Annotated in this window: 12 protein-coding genes and 1 other RNA gene; 2 read left to right on the top strand and 11 right to left on the bottom strand. The window is 39.6% G+C overall.

Going from position 1 to position 16,107, the window contains the following annotated elements; genetic code table 11:
* Positions 1–323: 323 nt before the first annotated feature.
* The 6 genes from BLS65_RS05340 to BLS65_RS05315 form a co-directional block, all read right to left on the bottom strand.
* Positions 324–644 (bottom strand): DOMON domain-containing protein, encoded by a 321-nt coding sequence (locus tag BLS65_RS05340; protein WP_125869774.1) that lies wholly within the window; start codon positions 642–644, stop codon positions 324–326.
* 117 nt (positions 645–761) lie between these two features.
* Positions 762–2,345, bottom strand: a complete 1,584-nt coding sequence (locus tag BLS65_RS05335; protein WP_092436645.1) for a peptide chain release factor 3 — start codon at positions 2,343–2,345, stop codon at positions 762–764.
* Between the two features lie 451 nt (positions 2,346–2,796).
* Positions 2,797–3,846 carry a quinone-dependent dihydroorotate dehydrogenase gene (locus BLS65_RS05330; protein WP_092436643.1) on the bottom strand — a complete coding sequence of 350 codons (1,050 nt, stop codon included), beginning with the start codon at positions 3,844–3,846 and terminating at the stop codon, positions 2,797–2,799.
* A 42-nt stretch (positions 3,847–3,888) separates the two neighbouring features.
* The gene (locus BLS65_RS05325) at positions 3,889–4,329 is read right to left on the bottom strand and encodes a helix-turn-helix domain-containing protein (RefSeq protein ID WP_092436641.1); all 441 of its coding nucleotides are present in this window, start codon (positions 4,327–4,329) and stop codon (positions 3,889–3,891) included.
* 1,072 nt (positions 4,330–5,401) lie between these two features.
* Positions 5,402–5,761, bottom strand: an RNA gene (gene rnpB / locus BLS65_RS05320) — RNase P RNA component class A.
* A 19-nt stretch (positions 5,762–5,780) separates the two neighbouring features.
* Positions 5,781–6,857: a Smr/MutS family protein gene (locus tag BLS65_RS05315; protein WP_092436639.1), complete on the bottom strand. Its 1,077-nt coding sequence runs from the start codon at positions 6,855–6,857 to the stop codon at positions 5,781–5,783.
* A 101-nt stretch (positions 6,858–6,958) separates the two neighbouring features.
* Here BLS65_RS05315 and BLS65_RS05310 point away from each other — a divergent pair, with 101 nt between their 5' ends.
* Both BLS65_RS05310 and BLS65_RS05305 read left to right on the top strand, forming a co-directional pair.
* On the top strand, positions 6,959–8,167 hold the full coding sequence (locus BLS65_RS05310) for an S-adenosylmethionine:tRNA ribosyltransferase-isomerase (protein WP_092436661.1): 1,209 nt from the start codon (positions 6,959–6,961) through the stop codon (positions 8,165–8,167).
* A gap of 30 nt (positions 8,168–8,197) precedes the next feature.
* Positions 8,198–9,988, top strand: a complete 1,791-nt coding sequence (locus BLS65_RS05305; RefSeq protein ID WP_092436637.1) for a YgiQ family radical SAM protein — start codon at positions 8,198–8,200, stop codon at positions 9,986–9,988.
* A gap of 115 nt (positions 9,989–10,103) precedes the next feature.
* Here the strand turns inward: BLS65_RS05305 and BLS65_RS05300 are convergent, their stop codons facing one another.
* The 5 genes from BLS65_RS05300 to BLS65_RS05280 are packed head-to-tail and all read right to left on the bottom strand — an operon-like array spanning position 10,104 to position 16,094.
* On the bottom strand, positions 10,104–10,571 hold the full coding sequence (locus BLS65_RS05300; RefSeq protein WP_092436634.1) for a V-type ATP synthase subunit K: 468 nt from the start codon (positions 10,569–10,571) through the stop codon (positions 10,104–10,106).
* Positions 10,572–10,591: 20 nt separating this feature from the next.
* Positions 10,592–12,376 carry a V-type ATP synthase subunit I gene (locus tag BLS65_RS05295; protein ID WP_170830007.1) on the bottom strand — a complete coding sequence of 595 codons (1,785 nt, stop codon included), beginning with the start codon at positions 12,374–12,376 and terminating at the stop codon, positions 10,592–10,594.
* 8 nt (positions 12,377–12,384) lie between these two features.
* Positions 12,385–12,987 (bottom strand): V-type ATP synthase subunit D, encoded by a 603-nt coding sequence (locus BLS65_RS05290; protein WP_092436630.1) that lies wholly within the window; start codon positions 12,985–12,987, stop codon positions 12,385–12,387.
* Between the two features lie 27 nt (positions 12,988–13,014).
* On the bottom strand, positions 13,015–14,337 hold the full coding sequence (locus BLS65_RS05285) for a V-type ATP synthase subunit B (protein WP_092436628.1): 1,323 nt from the start codon (positions 14,335–14,337) through the stop codon (positions 13,015–13,017).
* A 2-nt stretch (positions 14,338–14,339) separates the two neighbouring features.
* Positions 14,340–16,094, bottom strand: coding sequence for a V-type ATP synthase subunit A (locus tag BLS65_RS05280; protein WP_092436625.1), 1,755 nt, complete (start codon positions 16,092–16,094; stop codon positions 14,340–14,342).
* Between the last annotated feature and the right edge of the window lie 13 nt (positions 16,095–16,107).

Genomic DNA, 16,107 nt, shown 5'->3' with positions numbered 1-16,107 from the left:
TGTCGGACATAGTAATTTACCGTATTGCGGTGTATGGCTAAACTTGAAGAACAGCTGCGGTTGCTTTCTCCTTTGATTTTTAACTGAATTAATTGTCGTACATCCATGATATCTATCTTCTTTGCGGCCATATCCCTGATTTAAGTTTCAGCGATAAGATAGAAATCATTCCTTTCAATGGCTCAATGGCGCAATTTGCGTCGAAACGGGTGGCGCAACTTCGACCGAAACAATAGCCTAAATGCACCTAAAAAAGTGGCACAACTTCGACCGAAACGCCTGGCACAACTTGAACCGAAATGGGTGGCACAACTTCGACCGTTTTATCTAGATAGTTCTTTGTGGATGGAATTGGGGTTTGAATCGTAAAGAATTGCTCCGATATAAACCGCTTCGTCGGTATATGCAAACCGAACTTCACTCTTTTCGGAAGCAGGTGAGCCATTATTGGGTTCAAACTGAACAAAGTCATCTGCCACGGCGGCAGTTTGCCAGATCGAATCTGTAAGGTAGCCATCAATTATGGGCCGTGTGCCATTATACTTAATGGCAGAAAACTGCTTAGAAAGAGGCATCGGTCGTGCTAACGACAGGTGTGTGAGGCAAATAAATATTGCAAAAAGGAAAAACTTCAAAATTTTCATCGAAAAAAAATTACTTTTGGATGATAATGGACCATGAAGTTAATAATTAGTTTAGCTGCTTCTCTTCTTTTTAGAAAAAAAACCGAGCAGTAATGGCTCGGTTTTTTCAAAGATTGTTTAAAATTCTGAAGTGAAGTGGAATTTAATGTCGGGGAATTTTTCCTGCGCCATATGTAAAGAATAGGAACTATCGGCAAGAAAAACTTCTCTTTTATGCTTGTCCTCAGCTAGTTGGTTGTATTTTCGTTTTCTAAAATCTTCGAGTTGGGCTTTGTTATTGCTTTCGATCCAGCAAGCTTTGTAGAGGTTGAAGGGTTCGTAGCGGCACTTAGCATTATATTCGTGCTCAAGACGATACTGAATTACATCGAACTGAAGAGCGCCAACTGTTCCAATAATCTTGCGCCCGTTATACTTGCTGGTAAATAACTGAGCTACACCCTCATCCATGAGTTGGTCGATTCCCTTCGATAATTGCTTATACTTTTGTGGATCAGCGTTTTCAATATACCGGAATAGTTCTGGAGAGAAGCTTGGGATTCCTTTAAAATGTAGCTTCTCTCCCTCAGTTAGCGTATCGCCAATTTTAAAGTTGCCGGTATCGTGCAGGCCAACAATATCGCCAGGAAAGGCAAAGTCTACGATGGATTTCTTGTCGGCCATAAATGCATTAGGGCTGGCAAATTTGATGTTTTTCCCAAGTCTGACGTGCACATACGGTTTATTTCGCTCAAATGTACCGGAGCATATTTTTAAGAAAGCAATTCGGTCGCGGTGATTTGGATCCATGTTGGCATGAATCTTAAAGATGAAACCGGTAAGTTTGGGTTCGTAGGGGTCAATTAATCGCTCTTCAGTAGTTGCTTTTCTTGGGCTTGGAGCAATTTTCACAAAGCAGTTAAGTAGCTCTTGAACTCCAAAATTATTGAGTGCTGACCCAAAAAATACAGGTGCTAATTCACCGTTAAGGTACTTTTCGCGATCGAAATTATGATATACGCTCTCGATAAGATTAATCTCCTCAAGAAACGTGGCAGTAAATGGTGAAATATAGCTATCCAGATCGGGTGATGTAAAAACATCTGAGATCTCAACAGAGTCATCACCAACACGTTGTTTGTCGTCAGAAAAAAACAGGTTAAGTTTCTTTTCAAACATGTTGTAAACCCCTTTAAACGTAGATCCCATGCTAATAGGCCAGCTTAAGGGTCTCACCTTTATTTGGAGTTCTTTTTCTATTTCATCAAGTAAGTCAAAAGGGTCACGACCATTTCGGTCCATTTTATTGATAAAGACGATCACCGGAGTTTTCCTCATTCGGCAGACATCCATTAGTTTTTTTGTTTGCGCTTCGACCCCTTTCGCACAATCGACTACGATGATAACGCTATCCACAGCCGTTAAGGTACGGTATGTGTCTTCTGCAAAATCTTGGTGACCAGGGGTATCGAGAATGTTAATTTTAGCCCCGCTGTATTCAAACCCCATTACAGATGTTGCAACAGAAATACCTCTTTGGCGCTCAATTTCCATGAAGTCGGACGTTGCTGTTTTCTTTATTTTGTTAGATTTTACGGCACCAGCCACGTGAATGGCACCTCCAAATAGCAGCAACTTTTCAGTAAGCGTTGTTTTACCGGCATCGGGGTGGCTAATAATAGCAAAGGTTCTTCTTCTATTTATCTCCTGCGTCAGATCCATTATTCAGATTTTTGAAGGTGCAAAGTTAGCAGTAAATTTGTTCCATTCTAGGATGAAGTTCAGAATAACAACGAAATGGGATACAAGCAGTATAATGCTGAATAATGAAATCACCTTTGGGTGGAATAGTATGACTATTTTATATTGAACTATAGGATGAATTAATATATATTATTTACTTGTTTTACAATTATTTATGAATTTCAAAGTAGCAATTTAAGTGTTAATCGCGCAAATAATATCCATATGGAAATTGTAGCAAAGTTGGCATCGCTCTACCTCAAATGAAGAAAACATATTTGACTAAAAGAAACTCAAACTACTCCAAACATCACGGTCGACTTTGTGATAGACTAAAGGTATAATGCATCATACGAAGGATAAAAAAGTCACCTGAAATTCTTCAATGTTCTATTAAATTAGATATTATATTGTATTAATTAACAATACATTACTTCAGTTTAGAAAGTTCATGAGAAAGAATAGCCCTATTTATACTTTTCACAAAAAGTGGTCCATTATAAATAAAGCCTGTATATATTTGGATTAGGGTTGCTCCTGCTTCGAGCATGTCGAGAGCGTTCTGATTACTCATTATTCCACCCACACCAATAATAGGAAGTTTTCCCTGGGTTTTAACGGCAATTTGCCTAACTATCTCCAGCGATCTATCATACAACGGTTTACCACTTAGTCCTCCATTCCCAATGGCATCAATATCAATGGTATTTGTAGCTAGTTCACTACGGCTTCGGGTGGTATTTGTGGCAATAATACCATCGATGGCAAATGTTTTAACGGACTCGAGCTGTTGATCGAGCTGTTCGTTCGATAAATCGGGGCTCACTTTGAGAAGAATAGGCCTATAAACGGGTTGTAATGCTCTATACTCTACAATAGTTTGTAGAATGTCATTTAGACCATCCTTTTCCTGAAGAGCACCAAGATTGGCAATGTTTGGACAAGAGACATTCACAACGAAATAATCGACAAATGGGTATAACCCTTCGAATACTTCCGCGTAATCCTTTGCTGCGTCCTCATTTAAGGTTAGTGTATTTTTGCCAATATTTCCACCTACAATTACACCTTTTGGCCTCTTTTTTAATTGGTTAATGGCACTTTCAAGACCTTGATTGTTAAACCCCATTCTGTTAATTAAGGCGCTGTCTTTGGGTAATCGAAAACTTCTTGGTTTAGGATTACCAGGCTGTGGTAAGGGAGTTACTGTTCCAACTTCTATAAATCCAAATCCTAAGGATGCCATTTCGGAAATTAGGGTGGCATTTTTATCGAATCCAGCAGCGAGCCCAACGGGGGAAGGAAATTTCAAACCGAAAACTTCCCGTTCAAGCAAGGGATGGGAAATGGTTGTTAGGCGTTTAACGATAATTCGTATTCCCGGAATAGAAAGTGCTATCTTGAGGGACGTAGCTACCAAGTGATGGACCGGTTCCGGTTTTAAGCAAAAAAGCAAAGGGCGGAGAAGCAATGTATACATGGCGATTTTTATGCAAAAATAGCATTTTTCGCGAAGCTACATTTATTCTTCGGGATGGTATTCCGAAAACGTCTTATCCTTGTAAAATATCAGTACTCTCTCAATGCTCTTTCCTTTTATCGCACTCACGGGAGGATATAGGGAATCTGTTTTAGTGCTAATTAGTTGTTTTTCAATGGGAATATCAGCTAATTCAGGCTCAGTCGGTTCGGGAGATGACGACTCATCTTTCTCTTGTAATACAGAACTTTCGAAAAGGGTGGTCTGTATCGAAGTGCGATACATGTTTCCCTTGCCAAGAATAAGCCATTCAGGATTAATGTCGGGAAACTTAATAAGAACTTTTTCAATGAAATCAAAAGATGGCTTGTTTCTTCCGGATAGGATATGGGATATACTAGATTTCTGAACACCGATAATGTCGGCAAAACGCGTGGCCGAAAGTTGATTCCCTGTGAGAATTTTTAGTATTCTATCCTCCATATGTAAAAAATTATAGATTACAAATGTAATGCAATAAATTCACAATGTCAACACATAACAGTTTACATGAGTAAATTTCTCTGTGTTACATATGTAGATATCGATGATTATCTAAATAATGGAGAATATAGGATAAATACGTTAAAACATAAATGGAACCTTTGGTATCATTGATAAATGTAAGTATATAGTATAATACTGACTATCTTCTACTGATTTATAGATAAACCATTATATTATACTGGTAATTAACACTATATGATATTAAATTCTATATTAATCAGCAATTTGTGCTGTTTTTCGAAGAAATACCAATAAATACTTAATCAATATTATAGATAAAGTGTGTTATGTATATGGTATATAGTGATATAACACTACATGAGTCTTGGTGTTGCATATGTGACAAAGCCACCATAAATATAATATAGCCATATGTAATTATCCGTTTTGCCCTAGAATTCGTTTAGAATAAGGTAAAAACAGACTGCTAGAAGATGATAATTAGGGGGAATTACTAGTACATAATTCGCACTAAAAGCATATCCATATGGATAGGAGAACGCCTAATATGCCTATTAAATAGCCATAATTAGGGCTATTATCACACTATTTATAGATGAGTATGGATGATTGTTGGAGGGGGCTAATTATGCTATTGTTTTATGCTACGAGAAGGTTGGGTCAAAATAGTGATATAACTAGGTCAACATAATCGTTTATTCATGAAAATACCTTAGGTAATTAAGCCTTTAAAGGAGTATTAAAGTCAGAAATACGCAGTGATACTGCATCCCGTAAAATGTGTTTTGTTCGGTTACATTATACTACTGTAATGACTACATAAGTAAACCATCTTTGTGTTCTACTAGATTACAAATGTAAATTTGTATTATGAGTAATTATATTTTTGTTAGACGGGAATCCTAGTATTTTCACCTCGGTCTCTTCGCCCTATTTATTTAATTGTACTTAACTAAGAATGATAAATCCTCTTGGGTAAAAATAGAAAAAGCGGCAACGATTATTTAACATAATCATCGCCGCTTTAGTGCGGTAATTTCTGATTAAAAAGACCAGAGGAGCATATAAGCCGGGTCCTGTCATCCGAAAAAATCGGAGTCCCTACCATTTATCTCGCCATCGAGTCACCTCGACAGTCTAGCGGCCTACCCCCCGGCATTGGACGAGCAGTCCTCAGCTGCCGGTATACATGGCCTTACAACCCATCAGACGTACGGCTTCCTATGTTGCCATAAGAACCGGTGAGCTCTTACCTCACCTTTTCACCCTTACCTGGTACAAGACCGCGGCGGTTATTTTCTGTTACATTACTAGGCCCTCACGAACCTCTTCCCGTTAGGAAGCATGGCGCTCTAAGTTGCCCGGACTTTCCTCTATTTTTTCAAATAGCGGTAGAGTTGCTCTCTGGAATTTCTAATTCAGCATTATTACTTAACAATTACCAAGGTTGCACCATAACCATATTCCTTAAACGATGCATCTTGGTATTTAACATGTTTGTATTTTGTATCGAGTAACTTGTGTACCTCGAATTTAAGTTTTCCATTACCTACTCCGTGAATAAACACAACATTACTTGTCTTGTGCTTTATTGCCCCATCGAGCACAGTTGTAAAACGAGCTAGCTGAATTTCAAGAATTTCACCTGCAGAAAGATTGGCATGGCTATCTATTAATTCTTCAATATGTAGATCGATCTCTTCAAGTGCTGGTGTCGACTTTACTGGTTTCGTCGATCGGTCGGCTGGTTTAGGTGTAAGCATTGCATCCTTGATCATCATTGGATTTGGTGTTTCTTGCTCAATTTTATTACCTGCAAGCAATAAGATCATAGCCTTTTCATCGAAGAAATCGTTCTCGATATAGGCACCTGGCCTTAATAGTTTTATTGCGGAAACACTTACGTTAAACTGCTCAACCGGTTTTAGTGCAAACTCACTGTTTTTGAAAAATATGAGCTGCACATTAAAGTTTAATCCTAAAGGTAACTCGTTTTGAGGTATTTCCCCTAAGCGTAACTTGGTATCTGGCTCCAATAATCCAGCAGCGATTGGCACCATATTGGCGTTACCATTCTTTGAAATGACATATAATGCTCTGTAATTTCCATCGTTAATAAGATACAGATCGATAGCCTTATCGGTTGGATGGACTGGATCAGCCGGTGATAGAGCTAGAATTACATCAATTTTATCACCAGCTGGATCTTTAGGACCTCCTATGCAATTGAAAAGTTGCTGATCCCCGTGTTTTTGCACAGGAACAGTTTCCGCGATTGGTTGGTGTTGATTCGAATTGGATGATTTCTTTACAGCATTTGATGAAGAAGACGAATTGTAACTTGACGCATCCTCCTCTATCAAAATAAGATCATCAATCAAACACGGCATATCGAAACCATCAAAGGTTTCAATTTTAACCATCTTTGCATTAATAATTTCAATCACGCGTCCACCCCCAACGTCATTGAGGAATTTTACCTTACTTCCTTTTTTCAGCTGCATGCTATAAAAAATAATGAATGGCGATTATTCGACCAACAAGTGTGCAAAAATAGTTAATTTTGCCCCACTAATCACGATAACATAACTTTTATCTGTTGCCTGTGCGATTAATACCTGCAAATATTGAGGATTACAACTACGATTTACCCGATTGTAGAATTGCCAAATTTCCTGAGCAAAAGCGCGACCACTCTAATCTATTGGTTTTTAATAAGGGAGTAATTGGTAGTGATCAGTTCTATAACCTTCCGAACTATCTTTCCGGAAAAATTCTAATTTTTAACAATACAAAGGTAATTAAGGCTCGATTACTTTTCAAAAGAGTTACAGGAGCAACTATCGAGGTATTTTGCCTTGAGCCAATGCAGCCTGCTGATTATCAAAATATGTTTAGCGCCACTGGCAGTGTCGACTGGAAATGCTTGGTAGGGAATATAAAAAGATGGAAGGAAGATGAACTCTCGTTAAACGTTGACATAGATGGCAGCCAAGTGAGGTTGACCGCTCAGATGATTGAACGACTTGATGAAGGGGTTATCATTCGGTTTTCTTGGAATGATGATACAGTATGCTTTGGACAAGTTTTAGAGGCGGCTGGTGCTATACCTATTCCACCATATTTGAATCGTTCGGAACAAGTTATTGATTCGGATCGATATCAAACTGTCTATTCGAAATGGGAAGGATCTGTTGCAGCTCCAACTGCTGGGCTTCACTTTACTGATAAGGTGATTGCCGACATAATTACAAAAGGTAATTCAATTGCCGAGCTGACGCTACACGTTGGAGCTGGGACATTTAAGCCAGTGAAAGCCAAATCAATTGATGAGCATGAAATGCACTCAGAGCACTTCTCAATTACGGTTTCAACACTTGAATTGCTGCTAGCGAATATGGGCAATATTGTAGCTGTAGGCACCACTTCGGTAAGAACTATTGAATCGTTATATTGGCTCGGTGTTAAGATCTTAACTAATGAGAACAGCCCTGATTTGATGCATCTTAGCCAATGGGATGCTTATACTCTCCCCGATTCTTATACGTCAACTGAGGCACTTACCGCCATTCTTAATCACCTTAAAAGTGTGGGTTTAAGTCAACTTGTGGGATCCACACAAATTTTGATTGCGCCTGGTTATACTTTTAAATTGATAAATGCGCTAATCACTAATTTTCATCAGCCGAAAAGTACATTACTACTCTTAGTCTCTGCGCTAATAGGTACAGAGTGGAAAGATGTTTACGCTTATGCTATGGATCATAATTTTCGTTTTTTGAGCTATGGTGATTCTTCATTGTTAATACCCTAGACAGAGGAAATAATTGTAAACACCCAAATAATGGAGCGAATGAAAAGTGCCGGTTGGCTACCAACATCTAAAAAAGAGATGGATTCTTTAGGATGGGATAGGGCTGATGTCATTCTATTTACTGGAGATGCATATATTGATCATCCATCGTTTGGTATAGGAGTTATTGGGCGAATTCTCCAAGCCGAAGGTTATAGGGTTGCTGTTATTCCACAACCAAACTGGAGAGATGATTTACGCGATTTTAAAAAGTTAGGTGCTCCTCGATTATTTTTTGGTGCTGCATCTGGTGCAATGGATTCGATGATCAACCACTATACCGCGAATAAGCGCTTGAGAAGTGATGATGCATACACTCCAGATGGAAAAGCAGGTAATCGTCCGGATTATGCAATATCGGTTTATGGGAAAATTTTAAAAGAACTATTTCCTGATACGCCATTAGTAATTGGTGGTATTGAGGCTTCATTGCGCAGATTAACCCATTATGATTATTGGTCCAATACATTGAAGCCGGCCATTCTGTTCGATTCGAGAGCAGATTTACTGGTATACGGAATGGGTGAAAAGGCCATCGTAGAGATTGCTAGGCGATTAGATGATGGTTTACCAATTTCCTTATTTACTGACATACCACAAACCGCGTATATTGCAACAAGCCCTCCTTTAGACAATGGTTATGTTAAACTGAATTCGTATAATACATGTCTAAAGCATAAAGAGAAATTTGGGGATAACTTTAAGGTTATTGAAATTGAATCGAACAAAATAATACAAAATGGGATTATTGAAGAAGGGCCATCTGGCTTCATCGTAGTAAACCCACCCTATCCCTTAACTACTACTGAGGAAATCGACTCCTACTATGAACTCCCTTATACATATTTGCCCCACCCCCGGTATAATGGAAAAGGAACGATACCCGCGTATGAGATGATAAAGACTTCCATTAATATTCACCGAGGGTGTTTTGGGGGTTGCTCTTTTTGCACGATTTCGGCTCACCAAGGAAAATTTGTGATCAGTCGATCGACAAAGTCCATAATAAAAGAGGTAAAGAAGGTAGCAGAGCTTCCAGATTTCAAGGGATATCTTTCAGATCTGGGTGGACCATCTGCAAATATGTATATGATGAAAGGAAAGGATTTAACGCTTTGTCAGAAGTGTACACGCCCTTCCTGTATTTATCCTCGGATTTGTAAAAACTTAAATACGTCGCATCAACCTTTACTAGATCTTTATGGTGAAGTAGGAAAAATTCAAAATATTAAGAAAGCCTGGATTGGAAGCGGAATTCGATATGATTTATTCCTTACCGAAGGTGTTGGTGATCCAAGGGTGAATCAAGAATATCTCCGTGAAGTTGTGGTGAACCATACGTCGGGTAGATTAAAGGTTGCACCAGAACATACCTCCCACAATGTTTTGAAATGGATGCGCAAACCGGATTTTTCATTATTCGAAAAACTCGTTGTAGAGTTTCAACGAATAACTCGAATGGCTGATTTAAAATACCAGCTTATCCCCTATTTTATTTCAAGTCATCCGGGCTCAACAGAAATGGATATGGCCGATTTAGCTGAAAAAACAAAACAACTAAACTTCCATTTAGAACAGGTTCAAGATTTCACCCCAACGCCAATGACCTTAGCATCGACTATTTTTTACACAGGTGTAGATCCATATTCGGGTGAAAAAGTATTTGTTGCAAAAACGAAAGAAGAAAAGGAAAAACAGCGCAGTTATTTTTTCTGGTATAAAAAAGGGAATGGACAAATTAGGAAATTTGGTGCGAATATGAAAACAAGATTAGATCGATAAGTGTATTCGCATACTGGTCTTTGTTTGAGTATTGCGGATTATTTAGGTTGATAATAAAAAAGCGAGTGAACTATTTATAGGTAGTTCACTCGCTTTTTTACTAAAATGGAATAGACTAAGCGCCTAAAGATGTTCCAATTAAGAATACCGCAGCTAGTGCAATAATTGCATAAAGTTCGGGGAATACAGCTAGGATAAGGGTATTTCCAAACACCTTATGACCGTTGCCAATAGCGGTAATCCCGTTTGCACAAACTTGGCCTTGACGAACTGCCGATACTAGAGCCACAACACCCATTACGAGACCAGCACCAACTATGGCAACCGCCTGAAACATGGTTATGGTAGGCACTAAGTAAACTTTCAACATAAAATATCCTGTAAAACCATAAAGTCCTTGAGTTCCAGGAAGAGCACTTAATACGAGGAAATTTCCGAAGGCACTTGCATCTTTCTTAAGAGCACCTAGAGAGGCATTTCCTGTTATTGTAACGCCTAAAGCGCTACCAACACCTGAAAGGATAACCATTATAGCTATTCCAATGTAGGCAATAATAATTGGAGATGAAGAGATTGGTTCCATAATAATTAGTTATAAAAGGTTTATTTAATAATCTGTTTTTTAAAAGGTTGATACGATATTCCGCCTCCGGTAAAGTTGGCATTTTTATAAAACTCAACAAATGTCAAACGCATAGGATGCACCAATGCTCCCAATCCGCCCATGAAGAGATTTATTGAATGACCTATTACAAGAATTAGAACAATTACAATTTGTTTTACTACCGGAATATCAGGAGCCATACCAAAAGCTAAGCTGTTGTATACACTACCCAAAATTGCACCAGAAAGAGCGAGTGCAAATAGTCGAATGTAGGATAGAACATCACCAAGGAGGCCAGTTAGCATATTATAGGTATCCCATAAACCAAGCCCAACATTGATAAATGGGTTCTTACCCGGACTATTGAAGAAAAAGATTGCTATTCCACAAATTCCACTAACTATTAGATGAATTGTTCCCATTGTTTTAAACGCAGGGTATTTATCTCCAAGTAGTATGCAAATTATGGTGAAGACAATTAAGGAGAACCATCCAAATGTTGAAACAGCGTGTAGCCACGTATTTTGCTTGGCGAGATTGAATGCTTTTATTACCATTCCAAATAGGATTTGGAATGCCCCTACCATCATGGCCAAATAAAACAGATCTTGCGAGCCTAAAACTAAGGATTTAAAGCGGTTAAGGCTTCCAAGGTCCACGTCCACAAGTACGACTCCGAAAAGGGTTCCTGTAATAATTCCAAAAATAACCGTCGCTAAACCAAGCCATTGTATCAGTGATAGTAATGGTTTCATATTAGCCTTGACTTTAAACTTAAAAAAAGTAGCCAATAGAATCAAAACAACACCATATCCAGCATCGGCCAAACAAAAACCGAAAAACATCATGAAGAATGGCGCAAAGAAAGCGGTAAGGTCAATCTCGTTATAAATAGGCAACGAGAAGAGTTCTCCAATTGGTTCGAAAAGTCGAGCAAACCAATTGTTCTTCAGCAGGATTGGCGGGTTATTCTCTAACTTTCCCTCTTCTGAAATGAAATAGACACCATTCCTTTCGGCAAAAGAGACAATTTCAGGAGTTTTTTCCGTTGGAGCCCATCCTTCCAGAATCATAACTTTTTCGTCGGCCTCTTTTAGGGTATCGCTCCAAACTTTTTCTATTTCCAACTCATTCTCAATTCTCGCTTTTTCGCTTGCAAGGAAGTCGAGTCCTGAAGCCATGGCGTTTAACTCAGAATTTATCTGATTGATTGTAGCTTCAATGGAATTATATTCCGCTTGCTTGTCGCTATAGGAAAACGCTGGTGCCTTAACCTCTGTAGCATCGAGCAAAATATCAACTCCTTGCTCGGCCAATGCCACAAAGTATACATTACCATTTGCTCTAGAAATCTCCTCTGTAGCATATGCTGCTATCCATACTTCGGAATAACGCTTTTCAGGAACTTGAAAAAACTTGATTGTAAGTCCAAGATCACTGAAACGTTTAAGATCAGCCACTGAAAAATTCCCCCATGGCTGAAGGTCGTGTAACTCCTTCTCAACTTTCTTTAATTGATTGTCGAGTTGGTCTTTCTCTTTAATAATGTCATCTATCCGATCTAAGATTTGATCGGTTGATACTATACTAAAGGATCCAGATGGTTCACGTTTCTCAAGTATTGAGATTGTTGTCTTCAACCGGTTGATTTCGTCGAGAAATTTTTTCTCCTTTTCGCCGATATGTTGTCCTCTTCCTGAAACATGGATTAGTCCAATTTTCTGAAGTTCCTCCATGAAAACTGGATAGTCCAAGTGGTACACCAGGAAGGCAAATTTAGTCATTGGAATTATCATTGCTCGTCCTCCACCATCTCGAGTCGTTGCTTAACAATTTTTTGAGCTGATTTAGAAAGATTTTCCTCATCCTCAAGGAATCGCTTTATTTTGCGTATAGCCTCTTCGTATCCTGGAATTTGAACCTTTTCGTAGAGGTTCACCTTCTGGGTCGTTTTTTTTCTAGCAAAATCAAGCAGTCGCATTTTTTCAAGGAAGAATTCTCGTTCAAGTCCAATCGCTGCAAGTTCCTTTAGAACGATTATTCCTTCAGCGAACCAAAACGGTTTTGCAAAATAATTAAACTCCTTAACTGAGAATACAACATCTTGAAGAATTGGAATTTTAACGCCAGCAATTTTTATCACCCCGAGTTGAACATCCACAACGGAAACTAAACCAGGCTCAAATTCGCCCCAAAGTGCAACCATATAGTCGTACTCAGCCATTTTTTCAAGGACTCTTGCGCTAAGAGCATCCGATTTTGTTTTGGCCTTTTTAACCTCAAGGCGCAGAGCTGATTCCTTATTTTTTATGGTAGGAAGTGCCCTGACCCTGATTTTTAGTTGTTTATTGAGGTCGTTAAGTGCTGTCTTGTTGAACTGAAATTTTATTGCCATAGCAATTGAGTAAATGTTATGACCAGTTTAACTGTTAATCCAGTATTTCTCTGTTAGGACGGTTTTAATCCCGACCTCGGTTTTGCTGAAGTAGGTGGAAAAAAGTTCCCAAGCAGTGTTAAGCATGGTCTCAATATCCACATTAACGTCGATAGCGAGTAAACTTTCGGAGTATGCTTTGGCATATTTTAGCGTGCGTTCATCATAATCCGTCAGGTCGAATCCGTTCTCCATCTTCGTTTTAGCGTTGGCAGCATCGGCATATAATCGCACTGCAGCATTCATAACCTGCGGATGATCTTCACGGGTTTTTTCACCGATTACCAACTGTTTAAGACGGGATAGACTTCGGAATGGATCTACAATAACTTTTCCAGTATCGGTATCGGAACGCAAAAACAACTGTCCTTCGGTAATATAACCTGTATTGTCAGGAATGGCGTGGGTAATATCTCCTCCATTAAGGGTTGTAACTGCAATGATCGTAATTGAACCACCCTCAGGAAATTGCACCGCTTTTTCGTAAATACGGGCTAAGTCGGAGTATAAAGATCCCGGCATACTGTCTTTCGATGGAATTTGGTCCATACGATTGGAAACAATACTCAGAGCATCAGCAAAAAGAGTCATGTCGGTTAGGAGAACCAGTACTTTCTCGTTCTTATCTACCGCAAAATACTCTGCTGCTGTTAATGCCATATCGGGAATCAGCAAACGCTCAATTGGCGGATCGTCAGTGGTGCTTACAAAACTAACAATACGATCGAGAACCCCAGCATTATCAAAAACATTCTTAAAGAAGAGGTAATCGTCATTCGATAGGCCCATTCCGCCAAGGATAATTTTATCGGCCTTAGCGCGTAGTGCAACCATGGCCATAACTTGGTTGTATGGTTGATCTGGGTCAGCAAAGAAAGGTATTTTTTGTCCTGAAACTAAGGTGTTATTCAAGTCGATACCTGCAATTCCGGTAGCTATCAGTTCCGAGGGTTGCATCCGGCGAAGCGGATTTACTGAAGGGCCGCCAATTTCTCTTGATTCGCCCTCAATTTCGGGACCTCCGCCCATAGGTTTACCATAGGCATTAAAGAAACGACCGGCTAGATCGTCACCAACAGTAAGTTTTGGAGGCTCTCCAAAGAATATTACCTCGGCGTTGGTAGCAATACCTTCGGTTCCGGAAAATATCTGGAGCGTTACAACATCGCCCATTATCTTTACGACCTGTGCAAGTTTGCCACTAACTAATGCAAGTTCCTCGTTGGAAACCCCTTGAGCCTGGAGTGTACACGTAGCTTTGGTAATACCTGTAAGTTTCGTATATATCCGCTGAAATGCTTTTGTTTCCATCCCTATGCCCTCTTTTCGTTTAGAATTGAATTAAGCTCATTCTCATATTTTTTGAACTGCTCGCTTTCGAATTCGGCGTAGTTCATCTGCTTTAGCGTGTGAATGATACGCTTGTAGAAAGTTGTGCAACTTTCAAATGAATCAAAATTGATGGAGTGACGAGAAATGCTCATTACAAGGTTAAGCATATACTGCTGGCGAATCAACGGGCAAGATTGATCGATTGCATCGAATCCATCTTGCTGAAGAATAATAAAGTCAATAAGTTCAGCCTTCCAATATTTGTCATGATAATCAATTGGCACGCCATCATCGCCAAGGATGTTGATTTGTTCATAAACTTCTTTTCCGCGACGAACTAAGTTTTTTGCTTCTAAGACTAGTTCCACCCAGTTCGGCTGAATCTTTGCATTTAGGTATTCGATAATTTCCGGATACTCTAAATATTTAGAATAACTGTCGAGCGGGTCGATAGCGGGGTAACGTTTTGAGTCGGCACGCTGCTGAGATAAACCATAGAAGCAACGAGCTGCTTTTTTTGTGGATTCAGTAACTGGTTCTTTTAGGTTACCTCCGGCAGGGGATACGGTACCAATAAAGGTAACTGATCCTGAAGTTCCATTATTTAGGTTAACGTAGCCAGCACGAGCATAGAAATTCGATATAATAGCTGGAAGATCCATAGGGAATGCGTCTGGGCCGGGTAATTCCTCGAGTCGATTCGACATTTCGCGGAGCGCTTGGGCCCAACGGGACGTAGAGTCGGCAAGTAGTAAAACTTTAAGGCCCATTGAACGGTAGTATTCGCCAATGGTCATAGCCGTGTAAACTGAAGCTTCACGCGCAGCAACGGGCATGTTTGAAGTGTTGCAAATGATGGTTGTGCGCTCCATCAATTTACGGCCAGTGCGAGGGTCTACGAGATGTGGAAATTCAACAAACATTTCGACCACTTCGTTGGCGCGTTCTCCACAAGCAGCCATGATAATCATATCGGCATCAGCCTGTTTCGATATTGCGTGCTGAAGAACGGTTTTGCCGCAACCAAATGGCCCAGGAATAAAACCGGTTCCACCTTCGGCCATGGGATTAAAAGTATCAATGGATCTAACACCAGTTTCCATGATGCGGAACGGTCTTGGCTTATCCTTAAATGCTGTGATAGCCATCTTTACAGGCCACTTTTGAATCATTGTGACACTATGCTCCTGCCCCTTTTCATCAACCAATACGGCTACTTGTTCCGTTATTTTGTAGGTTCCAACAGGCACTATAGATTTAATGGTATACCGTTCATTCATTTTAAACGGTACCATAATTTTATGCTTAAGCCAATTCTCTGTTACCTCACCAAGCCAGTCAGCTGCGGTTACTTTCGCTCCAACCTTTGCGATTGGGGTGAAATCCCAAACACTGTCGTAATCCAATGAATCGGTATAGTTCCCTCTTTGAAGAAAGATACCATCCATTTTAGCGAGGTCGTTTTGGAGACCGTCATAATTTTTTGAAAGAATACCGGGTCCTAGAGTGGCCTCTAGCATGTGCCCTTCAAACTCCACTTGGTCGTTAACCTTAAGTCCACGTGTGCTTTCGAACACTTGAACGGAGGCAATTTTCCCTTTCACCTTAATAACCTCGGCCATGAGCTTGGTTATGTCATGCTGAATATAGCAGATTTCGTTTTGGGCAACAGGACCATCAGCTTCCACCATCACAAGATTGGCAATAATACCAACTACTTTTCCTTTTGTTTTCATATGTTGCCTATTC

Source organism: Williamwhitmania taraxaci (assembly GCF_900096565.1).
Taxonomy (GTDB): Bacteria; Bacteroidota; Bacteroidia; order Bacteroidales; family Williamwhitmaniaceae; genus Williamwhitmania; species Williamwhitmania taraxaci.
Note: the sequence above shows the minus strand (reverse complement) of the source record. Positions and strands in the feature narration are given on the sequence as shown.